20 protein-coding genes and 2 pseudogenes are annotated in these 25,274 nt (G+C 41.7%); 2 read left to right on the top strand and 20 right to left on the bottom strand.

What is annotated here, in order from left to right:
• The first annotated feature begins 224 nt into the window (after positions 1-224).
• Complete coding sequence (locus tag LQ216_RS00725; protein ID WP_230126216.1) at positions 225-674, top strand: hypothetical protein; 450 nt, start codon at positions 225-227, stop codon at positions 672-674.
• A 107-nt stretch (positions 675-781) separates the two neighbouring features.
• On the opposite strand, the gene LQ216_RS00720 is transcribed toward LQ216_RS00725, so the two are convergent.
• Positions 782-1,786, bottom strand: a complete 1,005-nt coding sequence (locus tag LQ216_RS00720; RefSeq protein WP_230126215.1) for a patatin-like phospholipase family protein — start codon at positions 1,784-1,786, stop codon at positions 782-784.
• Positions 1,787-2,325: 539 nt separating this feature from the next.
• Between LQ216_RS00720 and LQ216_RS00715 the strand changes: the two genes are divergently transcribed.
• Complete coding sequence (locus LQ216_RS00715) at positions 2,326-3,000, top strand: hypothetical protein (protein ID WP_230126214.1); 675 nt, start codon at positions 2,326-2,328, stop codon at positions 2,998-3,000.
• A 258-nt stretch (positions 3,001-3,258) separates the two neighbouring features.
• On the opposite strand, the pseudogene LQ216_RS00710 reads toward LQ216_RS00715, so the two are convergent.
• From LQ216_RS00710 to LQ216_RS00620, 19 genes and pseudogenes are all read right to left on the bottom strand, one after another.
• Positions 3,259-3,815 (bottom strand): annotated as a pseudogene (locus LQ216_RS00710) (UbiX family flavin prenyltransferase).
• A 37-nt stretch (positions 3,816-3,852) separates the two neighbouring features.
• The gene (locus tag LQ216_RS00705) at positions 3,853-5,244 is read right to left on the bottom strand and encodes a UbiD family decarboxylase (protein ID WP_230126213.1); all 1,392 of its coding nucleotides are present in this window, start codon (positions 5,242-5,244) and stop codon (positions 3,853-3,855) included.
• Between the two features lie 11 nt (positions 5,245-5,255).
• Entirely contained in the window at positions 5,256-6,086 is an 831-nt protein-coding gene (locus LQ216_RS00700; RefSeq protein ID WP_230126212.1) for a R2-like ligand-binding oxidase, read from the bottom strand.
• 24 nt (positions 6,087-6,110) lie between these two features.
• Positions 6,111-7,289: an iron-containing alcohol dehydrogenase gene (locus tag LQ216_RS00695; protein ID WP_230126211.1), complete on the bottom strand. Its 1,179-nt coding sequence runs from the start codon at positions 7,287-7,289 to the stop codon at positions 6,111-6,113.
• Between the two features lie 16 nt (positions 7,290-7,305).
• Positions 7,306-8,772 (bottom strand): aldehyde dehydrogenase family protein, encoded by a 1,467-nt coding sequence (locus LQ216_RS00690; protein ID WP_230126210.1) that lies wholly within the window; start codon positions 8,770-8,772, stop codon positions 7,306-7,308.
• Positions 8,773-8,835: 63 nt separating this feature from the next.
• The gene (locus tag LQ216_RS00685) at positions 8,836-10,176 is read right to left on the bottom strand and encodes an MFS transporter (protein WP_230126209.1); all 1,341 of its coding nucleotides are present in this window, start codon (positions 10,174-10,176) and stop codon (positions 8,836-8,838) included.
• Between the two features lie 164 nt (positions 10,177-10,340).
• Positions 10,341-11,129 (bottom strand): enoyl-CoA hydratase-related protein, encoded by a 789-nt coding sequence (locus LQ216_RS00680; RefSeq protein ID WP_230126208.1) that lies wholly within the window; start codon positions 11,127-11,129, stop codon positions 10,341-10,343.
• A gap of 18 nt (positions 11,130-11,147) precedes the next feature.
• Positions 11,148-12,707: an AMP-binding protein gene (locus LQ216_RS00675; protein WP_230126207.1), complete on the bottom strand. Its 1,560-nt coding sequence runs from the start codon at positions 12,705-12,707 to the stop codon at positions 11,148-11,150.
• Positions 12,708-12,722: 15 nt separating this feature from the next.
• Complete coding sequence (locus LQ216_RS00670) at positions 12,723-13,205, bottom strand: (2Fe-2S)-binding protein (RefSeq protein ID WP_230126206.1); 483 nt, start codon at positions 13,203-13,205, stop codon at positions 12,723-12,725.
• 5 nt (positions 13,206-13,210) lie between these two features.
• Positions 13,211-14,080, bottom strand: a complete 870-nt coding sequence (locus LQ216_RS00665; RefSeq protein ID WP_230126205.1) for a xanthine dehydrogenase family protein subunit M — start codon at positions 14,078-14,080, stop codon at positions 13,211-13,213.
• A gap of 21 nt (positions 14,081-14,101) precedes the next feature.
• Positions 14,102-14,557 (bottom strand): carbon monoxide dehydrogenase subunit G, encoded by a 456-nt coding sequence (locus LQ216_RS00660; protein WP_230126204.1) that lies wholly within the window; start codon positions 14,555-14,557, stop codon positions 14,102-14,104.
• Between the two features lie 15 nt (positions 14,558-14,572).
• The gene (locus LQ216_RS00655; RefSeq protein ID WP_230126203.1) at positions 14,573-16,987 is read right to left on the bottom strand and encodes a xanthine dehydrogenase family protein molybdopterin-binding subunit; all 2,415 of its coding nucleotides are present in this window, start codon (positions 16,985-16,987) and stop codon (positions 14,573-14,575) included.
• On the bottom strand, positions 16,988-17,593 hold the full coding sequence (locus LQ216_RS00650) for a nucleotidyltransferase family protein (protein WP_230126202.1): 606 nt from the start codon (positions 17,591-17,593) through the stop codon (positions 16,988-16,990). It lies immediately after the preceding gene.
• Complete coding sequence (locus LQ216_RS00645; protein ID WP_230126201.1) at positions 17,590-18,711, bottom strand: XdhC/CoxI family protein; 1,122 nt, start codon at positions 18,709-18,711, stop codon at positions 17,590-17,592. The genes LQ216_RS00650 and LQ216_RS00645 overlap by 4 nt, the downstream gene beginning before the upstream one ends.
• A gap of 15 nt (positions 18,712-18,726) precedes the next feature.
• Complete coding sequence (locus LQ216_RS00640; protein WP_230126200.1) at positions 18,727-19,500, bottom strand: helix-turn-helix domain-containing protein; 774 nt, start codon at positions 19,498-19,500, stop codon at positions 18,727-18,729.
• Between the two features lie 456 nt (positions 19,501-19,956).
• Positions 19,957-20,235: pseudogene (locus LQ216_RS00635) on the bottom strand (transposase); the annotation flags it as partial.
• Positions 20,236-20,334: 99 nt separating this feature from the next.
• Positions 20,335-20,559 carry a hypothetical protein gene (locus LQ216_RS00630; RefSeq protein WP_230126199.1) on the bottom strand — a complete coding sequence of 75 codons (225 nt, stop codon included), beginning with the start codon at positions 20,557-20,559 and terminating at the stop codon, positions 20,335-20,337.
• Positions 20,517-22,340: a BglG family transcription antiterminator gene (locus tag LQ216_RS00625; RefSeq protein ID WP_230126198.1), complete on the bottom strand. Its 1,824-nt coding sequence runs from the start codon at positions 22,338-22,340 to the stop codon at positions 20,517-20,519. The genes LQ216_RS00630 and LQ216_RS00625 overlap by 43 nt, the downstream gene beginning before the upstream one ends.
• A 1,107-nt stretch (positions 22,341-23,447) precedes the next feature.
• Complete coding sequence (locus tag LQ216_RS00620) at positions 23,448-24,680, bottom strand: MFS transporter (protein ID WP_230126197.1); 1,233 nt, start codon at positions 24,678-24,680, stop codon at positions 23,448-23,450.
• Between the last annotated feature and the right edge of the window lie 594 nt (positions 24,681-25,274).

Here is a 25,274-nt window from a genome sequence, read left to right as displayed (position 1 = left end):
TTCATTTATAAAAAGTAAACCTTCATCTGGTTAATAATATAATAACAAAACCCCCATTATTCTCTCCCTAAATCATCGAGGCCTTTTGTTCCCAATATGAATTCTGAGCATATACTTTATTGTTCCCTTCAACAGGGTAGTAAACAAAAATATCGTAGTGAGTGACTTTTGACTATAAATTATTCAATTCGAAATTCATGTATTTTAGTAAGGAGAGATCCACTTTGCAAACTCGTCAGCAAACCATGGTTAGTATTCCATCCCCATCACAATGGGGTATCCACGCTGATATAGCTGGCAGACCGATTGTTTGGGGTACAATGATCATTAATTCTATTACGGATAACAGGGTAATTGGTACGATTAATTTTCGCGGTACAGCTATTCCTATCAACGGAAATTGGAATGAAAACACCAGGCAAATAAGTTTCGATTCACCTTATGCCACGTATTCCGGAAACTTGTCAATATTTGATGATCCTGCGATTAGAGTTCGACATTATATGTTAAGTGGACGGCTTATAATGAAACCACCCTCCTTACAGGCAGGCGAATATGGCACCTGGGTTGCTACAACCGATAGACCTTTAACAGGAGCTCCTATTAGCAGTGATGCTTTGCCTCCTGTTGGCGCCTTTTTGACATCGGATATTCTGTATGGGGATGATAGATAGAATGATGGGGGATTTTATTTATGACCCATACAAATTTACTTTAAAATACTCCATTTTTAGGATGGAACTTTTCGCACAAATCGTATAAAGGACGATTTGTTTTCTGGTTATTCGGGGTTACTATAACTTGTAAAGTAATTCTCTGCACAAATTCTTCCTGACTCAATCAGTTTTAGCTTTGTTTCAGGAAGAATATCAAAATCAACTGCCGAAACATCAAGTGAATCGATATAAATGGTACGTGCTGAATCATTTTCGTTCAAATGCATATTTCTTTGACTCCTCATGATAGACCTCATTAAGTGCCATGTAAAATCAGATAAGTCCTTTATTTCGTGTCTCTTTGGTGAAGTATTATGCATATAAGCATTTATATCATCTTTAGATTCTAAACGAATTCCCAGTGTTTCTTTATTATAAACACGTGTATCATGTGGCCCGTCTCCTGACAAAGCATTATTGGTAGCTGCATAATAATTCGGTATCGAATAATGCTCTTCCTTTTTAACGTACCTTTCCCAATCGAATGATCTGATAGGGTAATTATCTAGAATTCCCCCATCTACATAAATGTCATCATTCCATTTCACTGCCTCAAAAAAGAATGGAATGGACATTGAAATTCGGACAGCCTTAGCAACAGGCATGTCTGGGCTCTTTTCAAATGAGAATGTCTCAACAAGATGTGTCGAGATATTTGTCCCTTGAAAATAAATCTCCTTAAAATGATCGCTTTCCATTCGATCATGGATGTCTTTAAAAGTAGTAGCTTTGTCTCCTGTCTTTTCCTCAACGATAGCTTCTATCCAATTTTCAAAATGGTCACCTTTAAACCATCCATAACCATGAGATAATCGAATAGCATCTCTAACAGGACCTATAGTATCATCCTTAAACTTCCTAAAGTCTAAGACGCTTAATATGTTTTCCAATTCGGAGATTGAATAGCCTAATCCTAGAATAAGTGCCGTAATTGCACCCGCAGAAGTACCTCCGAATCTTTTAACATTCTCGAGTGTGTGCTTCTTTTCTAATACTTTTAATGCCCCAACAAATCCAATTCCTTTAACTCCCCCGCCTTCAAATACAAGATTCCTAAAGGGATAAGTCATAAAAACACCTCAATCTTTTATAGGTTATGAAATCAAACTGTTTCAATAATGAATGCTTAATTATTAGGTAAAGACCAGACAGAATATTATTATTTTCTGATGATAATGGACTTATACTTAAAAAGCTTAAGAAAGTAAATAAACAGGGTAAAAAGTTCTTATACTTTTATCATCAGGGCTTCTGAATAACTCAAGTTTGTAATGCACGTTATTAATTAGAGCATCCCTTAGGCGAATACCCTTGCACATACAGTACCTAATGCCAGAATGCCTTCAGCACTTAACCCAACAAAAAGGCAATGTTCATTAAGTACAAATTTCAGTATTGCGGTTTAACTTGATGAATCGTTCTTCATGCTAAAGCCGGCCATAATTGCCATGAATACCTGAAATGTTAAAATTAATTTCTGTTTTTTGGTTAATATAAGAACATCGTTTTCAATTGATCCTATACCGTTGTTCGTTCATTAGATCTAATAATACTGCTTTTTTAAATCGAATAATCACTTATCTGCTACCAATCCAAGGAGGATGACAACATGGAAAATCGCTCAAATACAAACCAGCACCAGACCAGCGAGATCCAAAAGGAAGTATTTGAAGACTATACGTGGAAATGGTTCTTTGCGAAAGAAGCAGAAGGCCTAACGGCAAGCAGTCCTGGCTTGGAATATGCTCATTTCATGAAAAGACATTTTGGAATGGACATTGATTATAAAAAGCTTATTAAAAGCTCAGTCGACGAAATAGGAAAACTGCTCAATACAGACATTGATCACGGGGTAATCGAGGAGCTTATTGACAGGTGCGTGGATATTAGGCGCCAGTATGTAGCATATTCACAAACTAAAAAAGAAGGCGACCCCGGAGTGATTAAAACACAACATAACAAATTATTAGAACTTGAAAAAGCGGCAGGCACTACTGTAAAAGAAACAGTGAATCAATTTGATATTCCCCAGGTGTTAGGTCCGATCGCAATGGCCTGTTCTCTGCACCTTATGGCCATTATCGAATTACTTCCTAATTCGGATGAATATGACAAGACTTTTGCACATTTCGCTAAGGAATACGGTAATTTGTTAGAAATGGGAGCCCAACAGTTTTATAATCAGGTTCCAGATGAGAATAAAGTTTCAGCCACAGATGAACGTGATGTATTTTTGAATCTCTCTAACGCATTAAAGCTTCTGCCCAAGAAACATATCATTTAATGCCTTTATCTTATGCGGTCATAATCGTCATGTTACTTTGGTGATTTATCTAAGATGTAGAATGCGAAATAGACCGTCTGTTGACGGTCCACTTCTTCATAAATTCCTGTAATAATAAAAAGGGTTTTCCTTATTTATTGGTACACTCCCACTCGTATCTTAATCGGAATTCTTCTTATCCTATTACGAATCAGCCCATTGCTATCGGCCCTTCTGCTAAAACAGGTCCATATCACGGTTAATAACTCAAACTTAATACTAAATTCCTACCCATCTATTAAAAAGATTTGCCTCTATGCCAAATTGATCCAAAGCTTTTTGTACACTTTGGTCTATGATGTCATCAACTGTTTTTGGAAGGTGATAAAAAGATGGTACAGGTGGGAGAATAATCCCGCCTATTTGCGTGACCGTCGTCATATGGTTTAGATGACCAAGGTGAAGCGGGGTCTCCCGGACCATTAATACTAATTTTCTTCTTTCTTTTAAACTGACATCGGCTGCCCTGGTCATGAGGTCAACATTAAACTGTTTGCGATTCCGGAAAGAGTTTTAATCGAGCAAGGTGCAATAACCATTCCATCAACCTTGAATGATCCGCTGGATATAGCGGCACCGAGATTCTTATTATCGTAAACTTTAGTGGCTAACTGTTTTACATCCTCTACCTTGTATTCTGTCTCGTATTCAATGGTGGTTCTTGCTGTTTCGCTAAGGATGAGATGACTTTCTACTTTTACTGCCTTTAATGCTTCCAGTATACGAATCCCATAAATAGCTCCGCTCGCTCCAGATATACCTACAACGACTTTCATTCATATCCCCCAATCATTAATGAAATAACATGCAATCCTATAATTTCTTTTCAAGATGTTGTGCACGTAATCCCGACGAATTTTCGTTGATATAGTCATTAATGTCCATTGCTTCATAACCCGGAATATGAATTCGTTTATATCTCATAGGTTCGCTTCCTAAAGGAATCGTGCAATCAAACCCCATTTTGGATCCAAAGCCCTCGTCAGTAGACGGATCCAATTTTGACCCTTGTGTACCTTTTATTACCACTAAATCTTTTTCTGCTTGAAAACGTGTGGCAATGGCCCACTCGACTTCTTCCATATTAAATACGTCGACCTCTTCATCGACTACGACTACGTGCTTAATGTCAAAGCTATTGGCAAAAGCTGCAATAATTGCATTTTTTCCCTCGCCTTCATTTCGCTTTTTGATGGAAATGACTGCATGATACCGGCATGTTCCTCCAGGGCTCATATGTACCGCCTTCACTGAAGGAACAGTTTGCCGTATACTTTGAATCAGGCTAGCTTCTCTTGGTATACCCCCTAATAGTAAATGTTCGTAACCAGCGGGTACAATCGTATAAAAAATGGGATTGTTGCGGTGCGTAATCCCGGTTAGTTGGACAACTTCCTTATCACCTTTCGGACCATAATATTTTGGAAATTCACCAAATGGTCCTTCCGGTTCCCGTACTTTAGGCAGAATTTTGCCCTCTAGCACAATCTCGGCATAAGCCGGCACATCAATGTCCACCGTTTCACATCGGACCACTTCAAGTGGTTCCCTTAACAGCGCACTTGCAATTTCAAGTTCATCAACACCGAAAGGAGTACTGGCTTGGGAAGCAAGAAGAGTGACAGGATCCACGCCAATGGCAATGGCACATTCAAGCGGCCTTCCTGCATCTTCAGCCTGTTTAAATAAATGATAAGTATGTCGGGGCAAGAGAAGTACACCCAGTCTGTCCTTCCCCGAGATCTGCAGGCGGTGTATCGAAACATTTTGTTTTCTCGTAACCGGATCACGTACGATAAAGAGCCCGGCTGTAATATACTTGCCTGAATCCTTCTCATGGTGGACCGGTATCGGAAATGCATCTAAATCAATATTATCCAAAATGATGTTTTCTTTAACCGGAGCATCCACTTTTTTTACATGTCGGCATTCAACCGGAGAAGTGACCGCTTCAGTAAATTTTGATAATAATTGATACTGGTCGGTTTCCAGTGCTTCCGCAAATTGTTCCCGTGTTGCACAAATGCCAGAAACGATCGGAATCTCAAAGTCTTCTACATTAGTGAAATAGGTTGCTTTTTTGCCATCCAGCTTTTTCGTAAGTGCTGCGACTTCGAACTGCAGGCTGACTTCTCTATCTATGACTGCTACCCTGTCGGTGCTTTGCAGGTACTCTAGCCAGGTGCGAAGCGACTTTGCTCTCATAAAGGGACCTCCTAATTGTTCACCAAGTTGCCGAATATATCTTTCAACCGTCTGTCAAATAATTTCGTCAACCGCTCGCGGCCTTGTACTTCAGGCGGTGTTGGCACTTCACGTCCTTCGACGATTACTTGCTGGTCATAACGGATAAGAATATACGGAAGATATTCATCATAAATGGCCCGGATTCGCTCTGCATGCTTTGGATTTCGTGCTAAAAGCTTGAGCATGCGCAGGCCGAACCCAACATGCCGGCCTTCATCTTCTTTAATTCTTGCAAACCCTTCTTTAAGCCCCGGGAACAATCCTTTGCTTCCGTATACAGCTTCATATACATCATATCCAGACATCGCCTGAACCCCTTCGATGATGCCTTGATAATGGGTCAATCCTTCAACAAGGGCTGCTTCACGCTCTTCGGGACCTGCTTCCAGGGCGTCAAGCATTTGCCTTGCACGGTCGTCCAGCTTCTGCTGGACGAGATTTTTTACTCCTGAGATACGTTCGCGCCCCAGAACTTCACTGAAATAGCGCATAAAAAACTGCGTATGTTTAAATTCCTCCAATAATTGTGTGCTTAGAAATGCCTGCTCTTCCGTAGTGGATCCTAGCATAATCCAGGGACAGAACTTTAATGCAACATTTTCTTCAGCGTCGAGAAACCCTGTACAAAAATGGATGAGATAATCTCGCAAGTCCTGATCAAGGGATTCGAAATCCTTTTTATCCTGGCTTAGATCAATAGCCTCAGGGTCCCATGTCCCAAATCGGATTGCCTTTCGATATAGATTCCATGCAACTTCGCTCGTACTTTTATCGAGACCGGGAATTAATTCTTCAGTCATATTCAATCCCTCCAAATTTAGAAATTAATATATACTTTTTAATAGCTCTAGCACTTCTGATTCATTCGGCTGGCGCGGATTAAACTTCATCATCCCGCTTTTAAAAGAATCCCTTGCAACGTCAGTTAGCTTTGCTTCTAGCACATTCACGTCCCTTAGTCGAGTTGGAAGTCCAATTTCTTTTACAAAATTTGCGACAGCATGTGTTGCCAGCTTCGCCAGCTGATCTTCATTATCTGCCTTTTCGCCTAAAAGCTCTGCTATTTTGGCAGCTTTATCAGGACGGGCAAATGAATTAAATTCCACTACTTTCGGCAGCAATAATCCTATGGCTACCCCATGTGGAATGTGGCAATGTCCTGAAAGAGCACTTCCAATTGCATGGGTTAGGCCAAGAAAACTATTGTTAAAAGCCATTCCAGCAAGCAGACTTCCATGGGACATTCCATTCCTTGCCTGTTCATCTTCTCCATTGCTTACCGATTGGCGAAGGTGGGAACCGACTATATCAATTGCTTCCAAAGCCAGAGCTGCAGATGAAGGGCTGGATCTCAGTGAGAAATAAGATTCAATCCCGTGAGCCAGGGCATCTATACCTGAGGCGGCTGTCATTGTTTTCGGTAAATTCATCGTTAGCTGCGGGTCGACAAGAGCAATGGTTGGCGCCATATACTGACTGGTAACTGTCACCTTGACATTTTTCACCCAATCAGAGTACACACCAAAAATGGTTACTTCACTGCCGGTCCCGGAAGTGGTAGGTATGGCAACCAAAGGAATAGTTGGAGCGATGCCTATTTTATTAACACCTGCATAGTCTTCTATGCTTCCGCCATTGCTCGCTATCACCCTGATTCCTTTTGCCGTATCAATGGCACTACCTCCCCCGACAGCCACAATACAATCAAAGGAAAGAGATGTGAATGCTTCAGCACCTTTATTTATAGTCTCAAGCCCGGGATCAGGTTCAACCTCCAAATATGTTTCATATTGTATATTTGAGGTCTGCAAGGATTTTTCCAAATTCTGAAGCAGCCCGGCAGCTTCCACTCCTTTATCGCTAACGAAAAAAACATTCTTCACGCCCAATTGTTCAAGCTTCTCTCCAAGAAGCGCAGCTTTGCCGAACCCAAATTCAATCAAGGTAGGGAGATGAAACGAAAATTCAAAATCAATTCCTTTAAACATACCGACCTTACTCATTCAATAGCCTCCCTTCTTAATCAGTTTCAATATGAATGTGTTTTGTTTCGCAGTACTCCATCAATCCGTCTATTCCTCTGGTGCGTCCTAAACCACTTTGCTTGTAGCCCCCAAATTCCGCTTCCGGGAAATTCTTGTTGTACGAATTAATCCAGACGGTTCCCGCTTTGATACCCTTTGACATCTTCACGGCCCGGTTTAGGTCCGTAGTCCATACGCCGGCGGACAAACCGAAGTCGCTGTCATTCGCTATTTCAAGTGCTTCTTCATCGTTGGAGAAGGATTGCACAGCAAGAACAGGGCCAAAAATCTCTTCTTGGACAACCCGGCATTTGGCTGGAAGTTCATCGATAATAGTCGGGCTGAAATAATATCCTTTATCATAATCGCCACCAGTCAATGGATAACCGCCGGTAATGATCTTGCCTTCTTGTTTGCCGATTTCACAATACTTCTGGACGATATCAAGCTGGCTCTGCGACACGAGCGGACCCATATCCGCATTTTCAGATAACCCGTTTTCGACCCGCAGCCCTTCTGCATAATTCTTTAATCGGGCTACGACTTCATCTTTTATCGAATCATGTATTAGTAATCTTGATCCTGCCATACAGATTTGTCCTGCCGAGATGAAAATCGACTTCCCAATGATAGGAATCGCTTTATCCAGGTTCGCATCAGCAAACACAACATTTGGTGATTTTCCTCCCAGCTCCAACGCCAGCTTTTTAATATTGCTTGCACCCATTTCCATAATTGCTTTTCCAGTTGAAGTATCACCAGTGAAGCTGATCATATCAATCTTGTTGCTTGTTGCCATATAGGCTCCGATTGAGCTTCCAGGTCCGGTAATGATGCTGACAATCCCTTTGGGAAACTCAGGTACCTCGTCTATCAATTTAAAGATCTCCACAGAAATGGATGGGGTCAAACTGGCAGGCTTTACGATGACGCCATTGCCGGCGGCAAGAGCAGGAGCCAGTTCACGTACCATCAGAAGAGCCGGCCAGTTCCAAGGCGAAATGATGCCCACAACACCAATCGGTTCCTTTACGATTACTCCAAGATTATTTGGTTCCAGTTGAATGGAACGTCCAAGAATTGTGCGGGCGGCACCAGCAAAATATTTAAGCGTATCGATACAGCCGGAAATCTCTATCCTTGATTCGCGAATGGTTTTACCTTGTTCCAATGTCAAGATCCGAGACAAATCTTCCATTTTACCTGTCATTTTCTGCGCTAAACCAAGCAGTGCTTCATAACGGCGCTTTGGATTTACTGACCAATCACTCTGCAGATACGTTTGCTCCACTGAATCGATAGTTGCCTTCACATCGTCCAAATTGGACTTTTGAGAATAGCTAACCAATTCACCCGTTGCAGGATTGTACGATTCAATCATTTCTTTTGACGCAGATTCAGTCCATTCTCCACCAATATAGTTGTAATAGACCGGTGTTTTCTTATCTACTGCTGTTGTCATTTTTTTCCTCCCAAACTAGTAGAGGAAGGGGAAAGAGTTTTCCCCCTTCCTAAGATAGAATTTCTATTTCAAATTTCCTCTGGTCTCCGGTATAATCAGGCTTCCAAGAATGTAAACCAGATAAATACCGATGAAGAAAAACATCAGAGTATGTGGAATGTTTTGCACTGAGCCGCTAGCTAATGTCACAAACGTTGGCATCATGCCTCCCACGGCAAATCCCATGTTCCAGGAAAGCCCGGTGCCGGTAGAGCGGATTGAAGTTGGAAAACGTTCATTTAGAAATATCAATACAGGAGCATAGGCAGCATTCCCGAGAAACACTACGCAGATGGTATAGAAATAAATCGAAGAAGTGGTTGTTGCATCAGCTAATGAAAGGTAGAAGAATGGAAGGCCGATGATATTTATCAAGCCGACACCAAGGAAAGTCTTTTTTCTTCCGATTATTTCACTTAAATGGCCCACAATGAGTGCCGAAATAATCGTTACGAAACTTGAAGCGATGAGAATTCCTGATTTAGTCGCCGGTGATACGCCGTTAATGATATCCAAGAAGGTAGGGATAAAGCCTGCAGTGAGATAATAACCGGAACCACCGCCAATAACGATCATGAGATTGACCAGCAATACTCGTAAATAGGTGGTAAATACGGTCTTAACCGGCTTTTGCTCAATCGTTTGGGGCTGCTTCTTTTCTTTTTTCTCTTTTTGAAGCTCTTTCCATAATGGTGACTCATCAAGGGTCCGGAAAACAAAGAGACCAGCGACGGATCCGATAAGACCCGTGAAAAACATGACTCTCCATCCCCATTCACTGAATGCTTCACCTGGAAATAAAGCGGATACAATTGTGAATGCGATTGAAGCAAATAGAGCTCCTAGACCTGCTCCACCTCCGCCAATAAGGCCGGACATTAACCCTCTTAATTTAGGTGGCGCAGATTCAGTTCCGATCGTATGTGTGGAGGCCACAACACCACCAACAAATATCCCTTGTACTAGGCGCAGCAGCAAGAAGATTACTGTGGCAAATATACCTATTTGCGGTACCGTCGGCAAAAGCCCAAAGACAGCTGTACTCAATCCAACTCCAACTATAGCAACCGTCATCGCTTTCTTTCTGCCGTTTTTATCGGCATAGGATCCAAAGATGGCTGATCCGAGCGGACGCATAAGCAATGTTACAGCAAATGAAGCGTAAACGGCAGCCAGGGATAGGGTCGGGTTGCTGCTTGGAAAAAATAATGCTCCAATTGTAGGTGTCACATACAGAAGAATAAACAGATCATAAAGATCGAAAGACCATCCTAAAAGTGATGCCATAGTCGCCGAGACTAATTGACGATTATTGCCCTGCTTTTCAGGCGGGTTTGAAACAACCTTTTGTGTTGAATTTGACATAAAATATGCCCCCCTATTAATTATTTTTTTATATCTAACCTGACTTAAACTAAAATTAATCTATTATTTTCATAATTTTCTGTTTTTTAAAAATGCGACATTAGCGTTAATTTGAGGAGATAATCCCCACAGTCTTTCTGTGAGGATCACATGAATTAAGTTTTTTATTTCCCTGTAAAATTAGGTTTCCGCTTTTCTACAAAGGCATCTACACCCTCTTTAAAATCATCGGTGCATCTCAGCATTCCATAAGCCCGGCCCTCGATTTCCAAACCAGTGCTGAGGGGGCCTTCTTCCGCTGCGTTTAATACCTCTTTACATACACGTTGGGCTAGCGGTGAAAATCTTGTCAATTCTTCGGCTAATTGGAGAACTTCTGTTTCCAATTCATCCTTGGCAACGACTTTTGTCAGCAGTCCCCATTGATATCCTTCCTCTGCGGGAATTCTTCTTGCCCTCATGATCATATCTTTAGCCCTTGTCAGACCGACTGCTTTCACTACACGTTGGGTACCGCCGCTTCCAGGTATCATTCCCAGATTCATTTCCGGGAGGCCCAGAAGTGTATCGTCCGCAGCGATTCGGAAATCACAGGCCATGGCGATCTCAAAACCAACTCCAAAGGTAAAACCCTGAAGCTGTGCAATCACAGGTTTAGGTGAACGTTCCGGTGCGGCAACATTGATTCTTAAGCGTGAAAGCTCCTCCGGATGAGTTTCCATGAATTGCGGGATACTTCCACCTGCGCTGAAAGCTTTATCCCCTTCCCCTTTGATTATGATAACCCTTACATTTTCATCCTTATTTAACTGATCGAAAATCTCTGAGAATTGTCCGCGCGCAGTCATACTGATATAGTTCATTTTTTCCGGACGGTCAAAAATAATAGTAGCGATTTGCTTTTCATTGTTTTTTTCAACTCTAATATGATCATATTTTGTTGTCGTTTCCATTTAAATTTCCCCTTTCGTTTACCCTACTACTTTATTGTCATCAAAATATAACTCGACTTCTCCATCCCTTATCTTACGACGAAGAATTTTGCCTACCGGGCTTTTCGGAATCTGTTTTAAGAACACATAATTACGCGGCCGTTTAAAATTGGATAGCTTTGGATCGCTTTTACAAAATTCATCAAGTTCCTGCACAGTGATGGTTGAGTTCAACGGGACGATAAATGCAGATACGATTTGCCCCCATCGATCATCATCTTCACCAACTACGGCAACCTCTGAAACCTTTGGATGTTTGGAAATAACATCTTCCACCTCAAGCGGATGGATATTCTCTCCTCCTGAGATGATCATGTCATCAACCCTTCCGACCACAAATAAATCACTATCATCATCGATAATCCCTAGATCACCTGTAAAGTACCAGCCTTCCCGTATTGCCTTTTGGGTTGCCGCCGGTTTATTCCAATAGCCCTTAAATGCCTCATTCGAATTAAGATTAATGATGATTTCGCCAACTTCTCCTTTTCCGATTAAGTCGTGTGGCAGTGAATTTCCTTCGGCATCGGCCTTAACAAGGCGGACATTTTGATGGAGACCAGGTTTACCGGCACACCCTGGTTTTTGCTGGACATTGGGACATATTGTAAAGGTGTATATTTCAGTGCTTCCATAATGATTCACAAAGACTTTAGGCTTTAATAAATCCACACACTTTTCCGTAAGAGCTGTTGTCATCGATGCTCCTGCATACCCGATTTTTTCCAGTTTATCTAAACGGTAGCTACCAAAAGTCTCATAGCTTAAAATATCGTGGTAAAGTGTGGGAACTAAATAGAGGGATGTGATTTCTTCGCTGCTTAATAATTCAAGAGCATCCTTTGCATCAAAATCCGGAAGAACCACATACTTTCCGTTCAGGAAAGCAATGGATAGCAAGGAACGCATCCCCATCGTATGGTATAAAGGCATGGTACCCAATGTACTTTCCCCGTCTGTATATTGATTTTGGATGATATGGGCAATAGCTGCTGAGTACTCATTTTTATGGCTCCTTGGCACTCCTTTTGGGAGGCCTGTTGTTCCAGATGTGTACAGCATCAATGCAATATCATCTTCATGGATCACAGGTTTATTAAAGCTTTCTGGACTTCTATCAACAAGTTCTTCGTAATAAATATCCGCACCTTCGACATCGCCAAGCCCGATTAGGATCGGATTTCCTTCAAAGGTTGCTTTAAGCACTGCATCCTGGCTCGATCCTTCATAGACGACTGCTTTTGATTCTGCATCATTTACACAATACTCGACTTCTTTAGCGGACAGCCTATGATTTATTGGGGTGTACACAGCGCCAAGCTTTTGAATCGCCCAGTAGATTACGATGTTTTCAAGTCTATTTTTCAAGACAATGACAACACGGTCATGCTGTTTGATTCCCATTCGTTGTAGGGATGCGGCCACCTTGGTAATTTCCTTATTTAAGTGGTTATATGTGTATCTTTTTTCGCCTTCTACCAGAGCCAACCGGCTTGGAAATCGTTCCACCGCAAATTCAAACATGATTGATAGATCCATAGGTTCAACTCCCTTCTACGAGACTGTCTCTTTGTTTTCTTCAACTGTTTTTTGAATAGCCTTCAGAATTCCGTCATAACCCGTGCACCTGCAAAGATGTCCAGAAAGCATTTCTTTAATTTCTTTGGTGGAAGGCTTCGGATTTTTCGATAAGTAGTCGCTGGTTGACATTAAGATGCCCGGCGTACAAAAACCACATTGAAGTCCATGGCATTCTTTGAAATTTTGTTGCAAACTGTTCAGCTCTCCATTTTGGCTAAGTCCTTCTACCGTTTGAATCTCGAGACCTTTTGCCTGTACGGCAAACATTAAACAGCTTCGGACGGCTGACCCATTCACGATGACAGTACATGAACCGCATACGCCATGTTCACACCCTACATGTGTTCCTGTAAGTCCACAATTTTCACGAATGAAATCACTTAATAGCATTCTTGGTTCAACTTCTTCCACGACCGTTTTTCCATTGATCGTAAGCCTTACTTGATGTAGTCCCAATCTGTTCACCTCCTAGCCCTCGTGTATGCTGATTGCAGGGTTCGTTTGGCGAGCACTGTCGCCAGATGTCTCCGGTAATCCGCTGAAGCATGCAGATCCGACTCAGGATCGACCGATGTTGCAACAATGTCCGCAACCTTGCCCAACAACGATTCAGAGAGCTTCTCCCCTATCATAATTTGATTGATGTCTTCCACTAATAGCGGTACAGCTTCGACCCCGCCAAGGGCAAGCCTGACTTTTGATATTCTATCCTGGTCATCCAAGGTCAACTGGCAAGCTGAAGCTACCAAAGCAAAATCACCATGCCTGCGCGATATTTCATGAAAGGAATAACCGATCCTGCCTTCCCAAATCGGTATGTGGACCTCCGTTAAAAGTTCAGTGGGCGAAAGATCTGTCGTTAAGTAGGTAACGAAAAAATCCTCTACTTCCACTTCCCTTGTCCCCTCGCTGGAAGCGATAAACACGGAACCTCCAGAAGCCATTAGGGAAAGCGGAATTTCTGCACTCGGATCGGCATGGACCAGGCTGCCACCAAAGGTGCCTCTATTCCTTGTTTGAACATGGCCAATAAACGGAACTGCCTCACTCAACAAGCCGCTTTTTTCCTTTATCATTGAAGAGGATTCCACCCTACTTTGCCGCGTTAATGTACCTATCTTGACTCTATCATCATCAAATTCGATAAAATCGAGGTCAGTTAAATGATTGATATCAATCAGACATTCGGGGGCAGATAACCTCATATTCATGATTGGGACCAGGCTTTGCCCTCCAGCGATGATTTTTCCATCATACCCGGATTCATCAAGCAATGTGAGAGTAGTTTCCACTGATTTGGGACAATAATAGTCAAACTTTGCCGGTTTCAAGCTTTTAACCTCCCTTCATACCTACGCATTCGACTCAATTCTCTTTAGTTCTTTGGCAAGCTTTTTGAAAAAATCCTGGATGATCAATTTGGCCACTCCACCCAACATCCGTTGGCCAATCATCGCCACCTTTCCTCCCACTTCCGCCTCATATTTATAGGCGAGTTCAGTGGTGTTCTCATCAATTGGGCTTAGATCGATGATTCCAGTAGCTTCGACATTGCCCGGACCGCCTTCACCTTTGACAATAATCTTGTAATGTGTCGGCCTTTCTATATCAGCAATCTCGATGGTAGATTCATATTTTCCTTTCACCGCTGCAATCCCGACCGAAAGTTCGGCATTGTATTTATTTTCAGCTTCCTGTTCCAGTTTTTCGCAGCCCATGATGCATTTTTCCAAGACATTAGGATCCAATAGCACTTCCCATGACTGATCGATGCCCGCTTCCAATTTTAAAGTTCCTTGTCCATTCATTTCCTGCCACCTCTTTTACTTGTTGGTAACCTTTTGTTCAGAAAATAATTTCCAAATTTTATTTGGACTTAAAGGTAGAGAATCAATTGCGACCCCAAATGGTTTCAATGCGTCGCTTACCGCATTCGCAATCGCTACCGGGGCACTCATTGTATTTCCTTCTCCGAGCCCTTTCGCTCCAAGCGGAGTGACCGGTGATGGAGTTTCAATATGCTTAATCGTTATATTTGGTACTTCCGGTGCAGTCGGACAGAGATAATCCATGAAGGAACCTGTCAGGAATTGGCCTTTATCATCATAGGCAAGTTCCTCATATAACGCCCCGCCCAGTCCATGGACCAGCCCCCCGTATATCTGCCCATCGACGATCAACGGATTTAACAGTTTACCGGCATCATGTATCGTAATATAGTCGAGAATGTTAACTTCACCGGTCTCCGGATCGATTTCAACTGTAACCAGATCCGCTACAAATCCATATGTGATCGAGGAATTGATTAAATCATTTTCATCCGGTGGTTCAGCGATTTTAGCTGTATAAAAATAAGTTTCATAGATTCCAGGCTCCATGCCTTCCGGAAGTGACAATGGGTTCCAATGCGCCGATCCCGCTGCCCGCTTTACTGACCATCTTACAGAGGAATCATTTTTGGATAGAATGGTGGAGTTCTCTATTATCAGATCTTCTTCAGGCACCTGGAGATGGTTGGCGCCGATCTGCAATAATTTTTTCTTTACTTTCTGGGCGGCAAGATACACGGCACTTGAACCTAAAGATGCAAACCGGCTGGAATAACTTCCGGAAGCTATTGACCATGGGCTCGTTGCAGTATCCAGTTCCGCCACCACGTTAATTTGATTTACCGGGATCTGGAGCACATCCGCCACTATTTGAGCGGAAACCGTCTCATGGCCCTGGCCTGTCGGTGCAGTACTGATTCTGACATTTACAAAGCCCATTGGATCCATTGAAACGGTCGCTGCTTCTGTACACCCGGATTTTGGTAAGGAAGCGGCTCTTTCTTCAGGGGTCAGGGCAATGGTGATGTACCCCATATTCGATCCTGAAGGTTCTACGATACAAGCGAGTCCAACACCAAAAACCTTCCCCTTTCTTCTGGCTTCAGACTGCTTCTGCCTGAACTCCTTGTACTGTCCGGTATCTAACGCAAGTTGAAACGCCCTTTCGTAATCCCCGCTGTCATAGATTCCCCCGGATGCAGTCTGGTAAGGAAATTGATCGGATTTAATTAAATTCCTTTGGATGACCTCTGCAGGATCTAAATCCAGTTTGAAGGCAATCATTTGCATGACCCGTTCCAAGGGAAAATAAAGTTCCTGGCCGCCGTATCCCCTTATTAACCCTGTTGGTAATTTGTTTGTCATCACAACATACCCATCAATCTGCAGGTTTGGGACATCATATGCCCCCGTGGTATTAGCATGGGTACGGTAGAGACAAGCTGGTTCTGGTGCACGGATATAGGCGCCGACATTATCCATCATTTTCATTTTCAGGCCAAGTACCTTTCCATCTTCTTTCACGGCAGCTTCGATATAGGTTACCCTATCCGTTCCACTGGAGCTTGCGGACAGATGTTCCTGCCTGTCTTCGATCCACTTCACCGGGCAGCCAACGATCCGACTCGCGACGGCGAGAAGCACCATGTACGGAAAAGTGCCCGCCTTGATTCCATAGCTTCCGCCGATATCTTTTGGAACGATGATTCTAAGTCTGTTACTCGGAATTTTTAACGCTCCTGCCATGACCGCTTGAATGATGAATGGCCCGTGAAAGTTAGCATGAATCGTATATTGGTCTGAGCTGTTTTCGTATTGTGCAATGATTCCATAGGTTTCGACAGGCGTAGCTGAATACTTTGGAAAATGGAACTTATGCTTAATGATGCGGTCTGCCTCATTGAACGCCTCGTCCACATCTCCATAATGAAACGTTCGATGGTTTGCTATGTTTGACCCTACATTTTCGTGAAGCAATGGGGCATCTGCTACCATGGACTTTTCAATATCGACGATTGCTTTCAGACTTTCGTATTTTACCTTTACGAGTTCAGCGGCATCTTCAGCGACATACCTGTTTTTTGCAATCACGACTGCGACAGGCTCCCCGACATACCTTACTTTATCTATAGCAATCGGATAATAATGGACAGGTGCACTCACCCCGACACTAAAAGGATTTAAATAAGCCGCTACTTCTTTACCTGTAATAATACCTTTTACACCCGGCACTAATAACGCCTCTGTAACATCGATTGACTTTATGATGGCATGTGGATAGGAGCTTCGGACAATCGCCGCATGGGCTGTATTTGGGGGGATGCCGATATCATCGATATACTTCCCTTGTCCGGTCAGCAATCTAGCATCTTCAACGCGTGTCAACGAGCTGCCAATAACATCAGTCATCTAACAGACCTCCTCCCGAAGTAATTTTTGGTAATCCTTTTTTGTATCTATATCAAAAGCCATATTTGTTCCCATACTTGAATGATAAATATGGTGTTTATACTTTTTAATGACCGACCTGCCGCCTTCATCGCCGCATACTTGGTACAATTCAGAAAACAAGCGTCGATCAAATAAAACAGGATGCCCATTTTGATTTTTATAGTTTGATTGAACAATCAACGGTGATTCGTCCTGTGTAAGGTAATCCTGGATTACTCTATTGATTTCCCGATGGGTTATTAACGGCATATCGCCGAGCAAAAACACCGCCGCCGATGTATCTGCTGGCACAGAAACTAACCCTGACTTAATGGAAGTAGACATGCCTTGAGCGGCCTTTTCATTTAAGATCAATTTATCTATTCCCGGTACAGAAGCCTGCGTGAAAAGGTCTGGAACTTCAGGATTAACCACTACGGTAATCCCTGATAAATTGGAGCGTAAGCTCTGTTCGATCACATGGTGCAATATCGATTTTCCTTTAAAGGGCAACAATAACTTGGCAGTTCCCATTCTTCTTGAAAAGCCTGCAGCCAGAATAATTCCCCAGACCTTGTTGTTCATGGTTTCAATACAACCTCACGCTCCTTCTCTATTCTTATAGTTGGTTTCCCTTCTCCCTCGCTTAATCTGGAGCCAGTTCCACCACGATAAGCAAGCATGATCTCGGCCACGATACTCAACGCGATTTCTTCAGGAGTTTTCGAACCGAGATCTAATCCGATTGGGCTATGGATATGATGTAGCATTGGGTTAGCACAAAGAACTTCACTTGTTCCTATTAATTGATCCGTTCTTTTTCTTGGCCCCAGTACACCTAAGTAGGATGGTGACATTTTTAGAACGTTCTCGAGAATGATTTGGTCTTGGATAAAGTTGTGTGTCATTAAAATCACATATGAATTGTGATGAATGGCTATATCCGGAACCGTTCCGGCGGGATAGACAATTAACTGGTCAGCGTTTGGAAAATTTTCCTGAGTAACAAAAGCAGTTCGATAATCCAATACGGTAGTATGCCAATTTAACATTTTCGCGATTTGTACTAATGGAATGGCGTCAGGTCCGGCACCAAAAATGATGAGTTCAGGGGGTGGTTCAGTAAATTCATAGAAGACTAGAAGGTCGGATTGTCCCCCGATAGAGGAAAGGCCATTCTTTTGTAAATCATTTTTTCTGTTATAATCTTGTAAGATTTCTTGAAACGGAATATTGGGAGTTTCTCTTGATGAAGGCTCGACCAGCCAGGTTGTTCCCAGTAACGATTCATCTTTTGTAGCTACGATAGTGATTCTGTGGATGGGTTTCGACTGAGCTGCTGAAAAAAAGGTATCGATGATTGCTGCGTTTCTGTTGCGATCACCAGGAAGATATGGCTCCAAATAAACATTCATCTTGCCGTTACAACCCAAACCTAGCCCCCAGACGATATCACCATCGTCTTGAAAATCATAATGGACGATCCTTGAAAGACCAGTAGCTAAAATCTCTTGGACATATTCCTTTAAATCGCCTTCGACACATCCGCCGCTTAACAGTCCGGTTAAGATTCCATCTTCAGTAATAAAGCATTTGGCCCCGGTTTTTTGATAGGTTGATCCTTCCGTAGAGATAATCGTTCCAAGCACGCCTTTTAAACCATTATCTCGACATCTTTGCAATTCCTTGAAAATTACGTACATCCGTTCACCTCCCGGTTAGATTGTGACGGTTATTCCAGAGTCCCAATGAAATTGTTCCCGGTACTCTGTAGGCGTTTTTCCGACTAATTTTTTGAATGCGGTTGCAAAATAGCTTGAATTTGCAAAACCTGTATTATTCGCAATCACTTCAATCGGCAAGGACGATAAGCGAAGCATGCCTTTCGCTTTTTGAACTCTCACAAACGTTACATATTCAACAAAAGTCATCCCTGTCTCTTCCTTAAATAAACGGCTGAAATAAGATGGACTGAGATAAACCTTGTTTGATATACTCTTCAAAGTCAAAGCTTCCCCATAGTTTAGTTGAATATATTGGATGGCACTTTCAATCGGGTTTTTTAAGTCTGTAATAAACTCCCCCGACACATTATTGATTCCATAATGAACCTGGGAGCTGATTTCAGGAGCGAGCACCCTGTCGAACGTTTCCAACAGTTCATTTTTTGAAAGCGGTTTCAATAAAAAGGAAGCAAAACCGGCATTCATAGCTTTTTGTACTAATTCAAACATCTTCAACTGGGTGACAATGATAATGGGCAAAGTTGGATATAATTGCAGGGCCGTCCTGCCGAACTGAAAACCATCCATATCTGGCAATGATAAATCGATTATCAGTGCGCTTGGCTGACTTTGCTTAAGAAGTAACAATCCTCTTTGAACAGTACTAGATTCATAAACAGATAGAAAATTGTATTTACTTTCGTTCACTATCGTACATATCTCTTTTCTTGCCAGTTGATCGTTATCGACAATAAGCAACTCAGCCAAATATTCTCCTCCTATCTGAATCTTAATAAAAATAATGTCGAAGCAGTTTCATTATCTTGTTATGCTCATTTTAAATTCTTCTCATTTTTTTAATTTTCTAATTATTCTAATACTATTTGATACATCTTCTAACAGGTTTTAAATTTTTGCTTTTTATCTTTTAAATATTTCTTCTAATGTTATCTAAATTCCTTTTTAAATTTTCTTACAGGTGTTAAATTGAATTTTTTCATAGTAAAAACCTCCCGAGTCTACGAGAGGTTTTGACAAAAGGAATCGTTTTTAATGTAACTTCTGAAACGATTATAAAAACAGATTCCGGGATATGGACAATAAAACACTCGCATAAAGGACTTTTTTCAACCTCGATTATTCGGGTAATAATAGACATTACCTCAGGGCAGCCTTTAATCTATATAAGTTGAAGTGAAGATTTTCCTGAATTGCACTTGATTCCATCCTTATACACAGCCAGTCAATGACTGTCATATGATTTATATTCTTCATAAAAGTCTGGACGTTCTTGCGAATTTCAGCTGCGGTATGGTAGAAAACGTTATTGATGATCTCGGATTTCAACCATTTGCAAAGCCCCTCTCCCACCTTGAGCTCAGGGCTGTAAGGAGGCAGGAAGATCATTTTCAATCTGCCTCCCAACTCTTTGAGGAAGGGTTCAAGCATTTTTGCATGGTGAATTCGTGCGTTGTCCAGACTCATGACAGTGTTTCCAGTCGGTTAGGCTACTGTCACTTTTTTAGGCTGCATACCAAAATACATGCCATGGTACATCTCTGCAAAAGAGATAGATAACATGATCCGCTGCAATGCTAATATTTACAAAAGAGTCATGTTTGCAGGCAATTGAAATGTCGTCAAGATATCAAGCTCAGTTAACCGAGTCTGGGTGTATGATGAACCCGTTAACACCGGGGTATCTAAATAAGCAGGGTGGCACATGATCTCCACGGTCTTGCCATCCTCAATCCGTTTGTCAAGATTCGTAAAATATTCCGGAGTTACTGTGTCGCCATAGAAGTCCAGCAGTGAAAAGTCTGCCATATCAACTGAACCCGTTTGTCTCCCCATTTGATTGGCTTTTGCAGCGTGCAAACGGCCCAGAATGTCGTTTCAGTCTGCGGAACTGCCGGATGGGGAATCGCGACAAGATTGCCAAACGAGGTAGGCGATAATGCTTCCCGATCATATACCGAAGCGAGGAAAGACTCTCCCACATACCCCTGCCTGAGAAGTGCGTCTCCAAAAAATTGCAGCACCTCTTCCCTTGTTTCAAACTTCCGCTGCAAAAATACCAGATTCTCATTGGTGTATTCAAGCGTCCGTCCTTTATTGATGTTGAGCACCTGATTTATTTCTTGAAAATCATGATTGCCGAGAAAGGTGTTCACTACAATTACTGGAACAGGCATTGACCGGGCAATCGGGATCGTGCTGATGATAAAGTCAAGGGACTGCATAGGTAGGTCGACAAGATTATAATATTCAGTGGTGCCGACAATCTCGATTCGGGACCCAAAGTATGATTGAAGCTTATAAGATAACAAACTGGCACTTCCCATTCCGGAGGCGCAGACAATTAAGCATTTCTTAGGCATATTGGACATTTTCCGACGCTCTATGGCTGCGCCGATATGCAGGGCAAGATAACCCATTTCATGCTCATTAATCTCGATGTCTTCTTCCTGCTTAATTACCACACCGGCAATGATTCCTGCCTCAAAAGCAATCGGGTAATTGGATTTAATTTCAGAAAGCATCGGATTCCGCAGGTTCATGTTGTACTTAAAGCGGTTGATCGCAGGCTTTAAATGGAAACCCAGCGCCACAATCAAATCCTGGTCGTTTTGAATCCCCAGGAGAAGCTTATTCTCAATCGACTCCAATATTTTGAGCGTCAGCTGATGCATGTCTGGTTCGATATCAAGAACATCCGAGCCTGTTTGTTGAAGATTTGCCTTCATTCTTGTCCCTAAAAGATGAATCGATATATAGGCGATTTCTTCCTCCGGAAATATCACACCTAACTGTTCCGCTATTTTGCTGACGATGATACTGGCAACCCCATACTCTTTTTCCTTCATTAAATCCTGCAGTTCTTTGGAGCCAAGCGTGACAAAATTGCCGTTCTGAATCCTTTTAAACGAAATAGCAATGTGGTTGACTAGATTGTTTAACCCGATATCAGACAAACAAATATCATGCCTTTTTATCTGGGCAACAATGATAGCCCGGATCGTATCCATTTCATCCTTTGAAAGAACCGATACACCAAAATTAAGAATATCCGGATGTGTTTCGTTCCGGTTAAAGATATACTCTGACATGCAGTAACGAAGCTTGACCTCATCGCCTTTTAACTTTATGCCATAATTCGGCCTTTTCTCCATCGTGATACCATATAAACCGAAAATCTTCCGAACATCCCGCAGATCATTTTGTGTGGTAGATTTGCTGATATACAACTCATCCGCTAAATCGTCCAGCTTCAGATACCTATCGGAAAGAAGGAGCCTTGTGATCAAATATTGGACCCGTTCTTCCGGTAGGTCTGGAATCGCACTGTTTTGAGAAGAACCTTTTTGAACGAATTCCTGAAGGAACTGCCGGAAAAGCTGATCGTCCCCGATGTGTAGCTGATAGCCTGTGCCCCTGACCGATTTAATAGTTCCCCCATGGCGGGAGACGACTTCTTCAAGCTCCTTCATATCGTTTCTGACCGTCCTTGAAGTCACATCAATGATCTTTGCCAGATCCTCACCGGTTATGTAAGACTTTGCTGCCATCAGTTCCCGGAGAATCGCCTTTAAGCGCGTATTCAGCATAAATAATCCCCATTTCCCGTTAACTGTGGAACTACTAATCTGGAAGTCTTTTTCTCTATGTATATGATGCGGAATTAATATATTGAAAAATTACGAAGAAATTCGAGACAATTATATCATCTGCGAAATTAGCCCTATTGGATTTTATATTATCTAATGTTTTATACGCTTTTTAGCAATGCTTCTCCTTTTTTTGCGGTGTAGAAAAAGTTATTTAATTAAGAGTCAAACTTGTATGCGAATTGGAGAGCCTGTAGGCACCTTTTATTCACAAAAAATAGCAGCATCTACCATTTTACTGGTTTATACTGCTATGGTTACTATATTTCTTCATCTTAAAATTCATTTCTCTCAAAAAAATAACAAGAAAGTCGTTTAAAATGAAATGTTCTTCAACACTCGCGCCCGTTAGCCAAACACGAAGAATTTAATTTCTTTCAAAATTTTAATTTTATCTATGAAATAAAATAATCCACCAGCTATAATCCCAACAATTATAGCTGGTAATAAGTCGCTATTGCTGTATCTTTTATCCATGAACTGCCAATAGATACAAACAAAAAAACTACAATAAACGTTATTATCGTATCTAATCTCATTGAAGTTCCTTTCCGCTGGATAAATTTTTCAAACAAGTCATAACTGGATTATACATAACGCCTTGTAATTCGGCTCTATTAAAAAATTATCTGTAATGCCAGAATACCAGATAATATTAGATACTATAAGTTAAGATAATGCTGAAGAAGACCTGATCATGCATGAGCTTCGAAGGTCCCACATGATGTTTAAGAAAAAGGAAAAAGTACCAGGAACCCCAGTACTATGAAAGTTACCTGATACTCTTACTAAATATCCTTCTCAGCCAATCCTTAAAGTCAGATAAACTCTCACCCGGCTCGAAACAAAACGCGCCCATTTTATAAGTGCTTTGAAAATCACTGCTGTTAAAATTCTTTTCCGAGCTCATCTCAGCTTTTCCAGGTGTCAGTATATAGACTTCCTCCACCACTTTTTTGCCGGACTGTCGCTGCAGAAATAACTCCTATATTTATTTTCGTTATTGTAAAAATTAGCAGCTTAGTTATCAATTCAAACTCTATTTGATTAAAGTACTGTAGAATTTGTATTTTTCCCCTTTGAATGATTCTTCCTTTTCAATAATACATTTAATCTTTCAGAACCCATGAGCATTGCTGCAGCAAAAATAACAATAAAAAACGGGAAAATTGCTATTGTTGAATGAGATGCAATAAAACCAAGAAGAGGCGGCATAAGCGTAATACCTGTATAGGCAACAGCGATTTGATAGCCCATAATTGTCTGGGAATGCTTCTTCCCAAAACGTGCTGGTGTTTCCTGCAACATGCATGGAAATATCGGTGCTAATCCTAAGCCAATCATGATAAAGCCTGCAAGTGAGAAAATGGACGGCAATGGTAAGAATAGAAGTGCCGCACCAGCCAATGCAGTTATTTGCCCTACCCGAATGAGCGTACGGTTACTGACCTTAAAAGTAATAAAGCCTGTGATAAACCTGCCGATTGTTATTCCTGCGTAATATAGGGAAACCCATTGTGCAGCAACCGCTACTGGTAACTCCTTAACATTTACCAGAAAGCTACTCCCCCATAGGCCCATTGTTGCTTCAACACCACAATAAAAAAAGAAAGATGTCAGAGCTAGCTTAACTCCGCTCATCCGCAAAGGCTTTACATTTTCAGTATCTTCATCATCAAATGCACTTTTTGAATCTTCCCGCACTTCACTTATATTGACATGGGTGTTTCTTGCGACCCTATTCCATAAAGGAAGCGTGAAGAAGAGGATTACAACTAATGCAAACTGAATGCCAGCAATAGCAAGATAACCCTGTCTCCAAGCATTTTGCTCTGAAATAAATGGAGCCATAATGATGGGACCAAGTGTAGCCCCAACTCCCCAGAAACAATGCAACCAACTCATGTGATGTGCTTTGTAATGTGTTGCAACATAACTGTTTAATCCTGCATCAATAGATCCTGCACCTAATCCAAGTGGTATGGCACATATAATTAACCAAACAAGTGATGGGGCAAAAGTAAAACCTAGCAGAGCTCCAGCAGTCATTAAGCAACTGACAAATGTGACATTGCCTGTTCCGAACCGTTTAAGTACAGTCCCGCTTGCTAAACTGGAAATAATTGTACCGCCGGCTATCGTCATAAAAAGCAAGCCGGCAGTGTCAAGGGATGCTCCATATTCCAATTGCATCACAGGCCATGCCACTCCCAACAATGAATCAGGTAAACCTAAGCTGATGAAAGCCAGATAGATGATTACTAAAAAGAAAGTAGCCAAATTTGTAACCCGCCTTTAATTTTTTATTTCGGTGTTCAAATGTACTTCCCATTGTCTGAGCATTGGAAAGAAACTCTTCGTATGAAGATTTGAGAAAGTGTCCTTACACCAGCGAAGCGACATCTAGGCTGAACGCGTAACTCCCATTGCATGCCACTCATTAGAAAGGCGATGACAGAACACATGCAAAATGCTTAAATTGCCCCCGTCCACTTCTGGTACACATTCAAGTGAGGCAAATACAGTTCCGGAAGTTCCTTCACTAACTATCCCTTTTCATTGCTTATAATAACAGGTACCTTTACTCTTGGGTATCAATATAAATTCCAAGTAATAGCCCATTGCTGTTCAATTTATGTTTTCTCTCTCATAAGTAATTTTTAAATACTCAATGTAAAATAAGGACAAGTATGTCAAAAGGGGTGTACCAAAAGTATGATTACCTACTTTTGGTACACCCTGCTTTAATAGCTGAGTATGGAAGACTATTACTCTCCCTTCTACACATTTACAATATTAAAGAGGCTGACCCAAAAAGTATTACTTTTTGGACAGCCTCTTTGTTTTACACGTACTTTGTTTTTTTAAAAAGCA

Source organism: Bacillus sp. CECT 9360, from assembly GCF_918741275.1.
In the GTDB taxonomy this organism is placed as follows: Bacteria; Bacillota; Bacilli; order Bacillales; family DSM-1321; genus Peribacillus.
Note: the sequence above shows the minus strand (reverse complement) of the source record. Positions and strands in the feature narration are given on the sequence as shown.

Bases quoted from the DNA above. Each gene is read 5' to 3' on its own strand.
- LQ216_RS00720 (WP_230126215.1), bottom strand. From the start codon at position 1,786: ATGACTTATCCCTTTAGGAATCTTGTATTTGAAGGCGGGGGAGTTAAA.
- LQ216_RS00715 (WP_230126214.1), top strand. From the start codon at position 2,326: ATGGAAAATCGCTCAAATACAAACCAGCACCAGACCAGCGAGATCCAA.
- LQ216_RS00705 (WP_230126213.1), bottom strand. From the start codon at position 5,244: ATGAGAGCAAAGTCGCTTCGCACCTGGCTAGAGTACCTGCAAAGCACC.
- LQ216_RS00700 (WP_230126212.1), bottom strand. From the start codon at position 6,086: ATGACTGAAGAATTAATTCCCGGTCTCGATAAAAGTACGAGCGAAGTT.
- LQ216_RS00695 (WP_230126211.1), bottom strand. From the start codon at position 7,289: ATGAGTAAGGTCGGTATGTTTAAAGGAATTGATTTTGAATTTTCGTTT.
- LQ216_RS00690 (WP_230126210.1), bottom strand. From the start codon at position 8,772: ATGACAACAGCAGTAGATAAGAAAACACCGGTCTATTACAACTATATT.
- LQ216_RS00685 (WP_230126209.1), bottom strand. From the start codon at position 10,176: ATGTCAAATTCAACACAAAAGGTTGTTTCAAACCCGCCTGAAAAGCAG.
- LQ216_RS00680 (WP_230126208.1), bottom strand. From the start codon at position 11,129: ATGGAAACGACAACAAAATATGATCATATTAGAGTTGAAAAAAACAAT.
- LQ216_RS00675 (WP_230126207.1), bottom strand. From the start codon at position 12,707: ATGGATCTATCAATCATGTTTGAATTTGCGGTGGAACGATTTCCAAGC.
- LQ216_RS00660 (WP_230126204.1), bottom strand. From the start codon at position 14,557: ATGAATGGACAAGGAACTTTAAAATTGGAAGCGGGCATCGATCAGTCA.
- LQ216_RS00655 (WP_230126203.1), bottom strand. From the start codon at position 16,987: ATGACTGATGTTATTGGCAGCTCGTTGACACGCGTTGAAGATGCTAGA.
- LQ216_RS00650 (WP_230126202.1), bottom strand. From the start codon at position 17,593: ATGAACAACAAGGTCTGGGGAATTATTCTGGCTGCAGGCTTTTCAAGA.
- LQ216_RS00645 (WP_230126201.1), bottom strand. From the start codon at position 18,711: ATGTACGTAATTTTCAAGGAATTGCAAAGATGTCGAGATAATGGTTTA.
- LQ216_RS00630 (WP_230126199.1), bottom strand. From the start codon at position 20,559: ATGGCAGACTTTTCACTGCTGGACTTCTATGGCGACACAGTAACTCCG.
- LQ216_RS00625 (WP_230126198.1), bottom strand. From the start codon at position 22,340: ATGCTGAATACGCGCTTAAAGGCGATTCTCCGGGAACTGATGGCAGCA.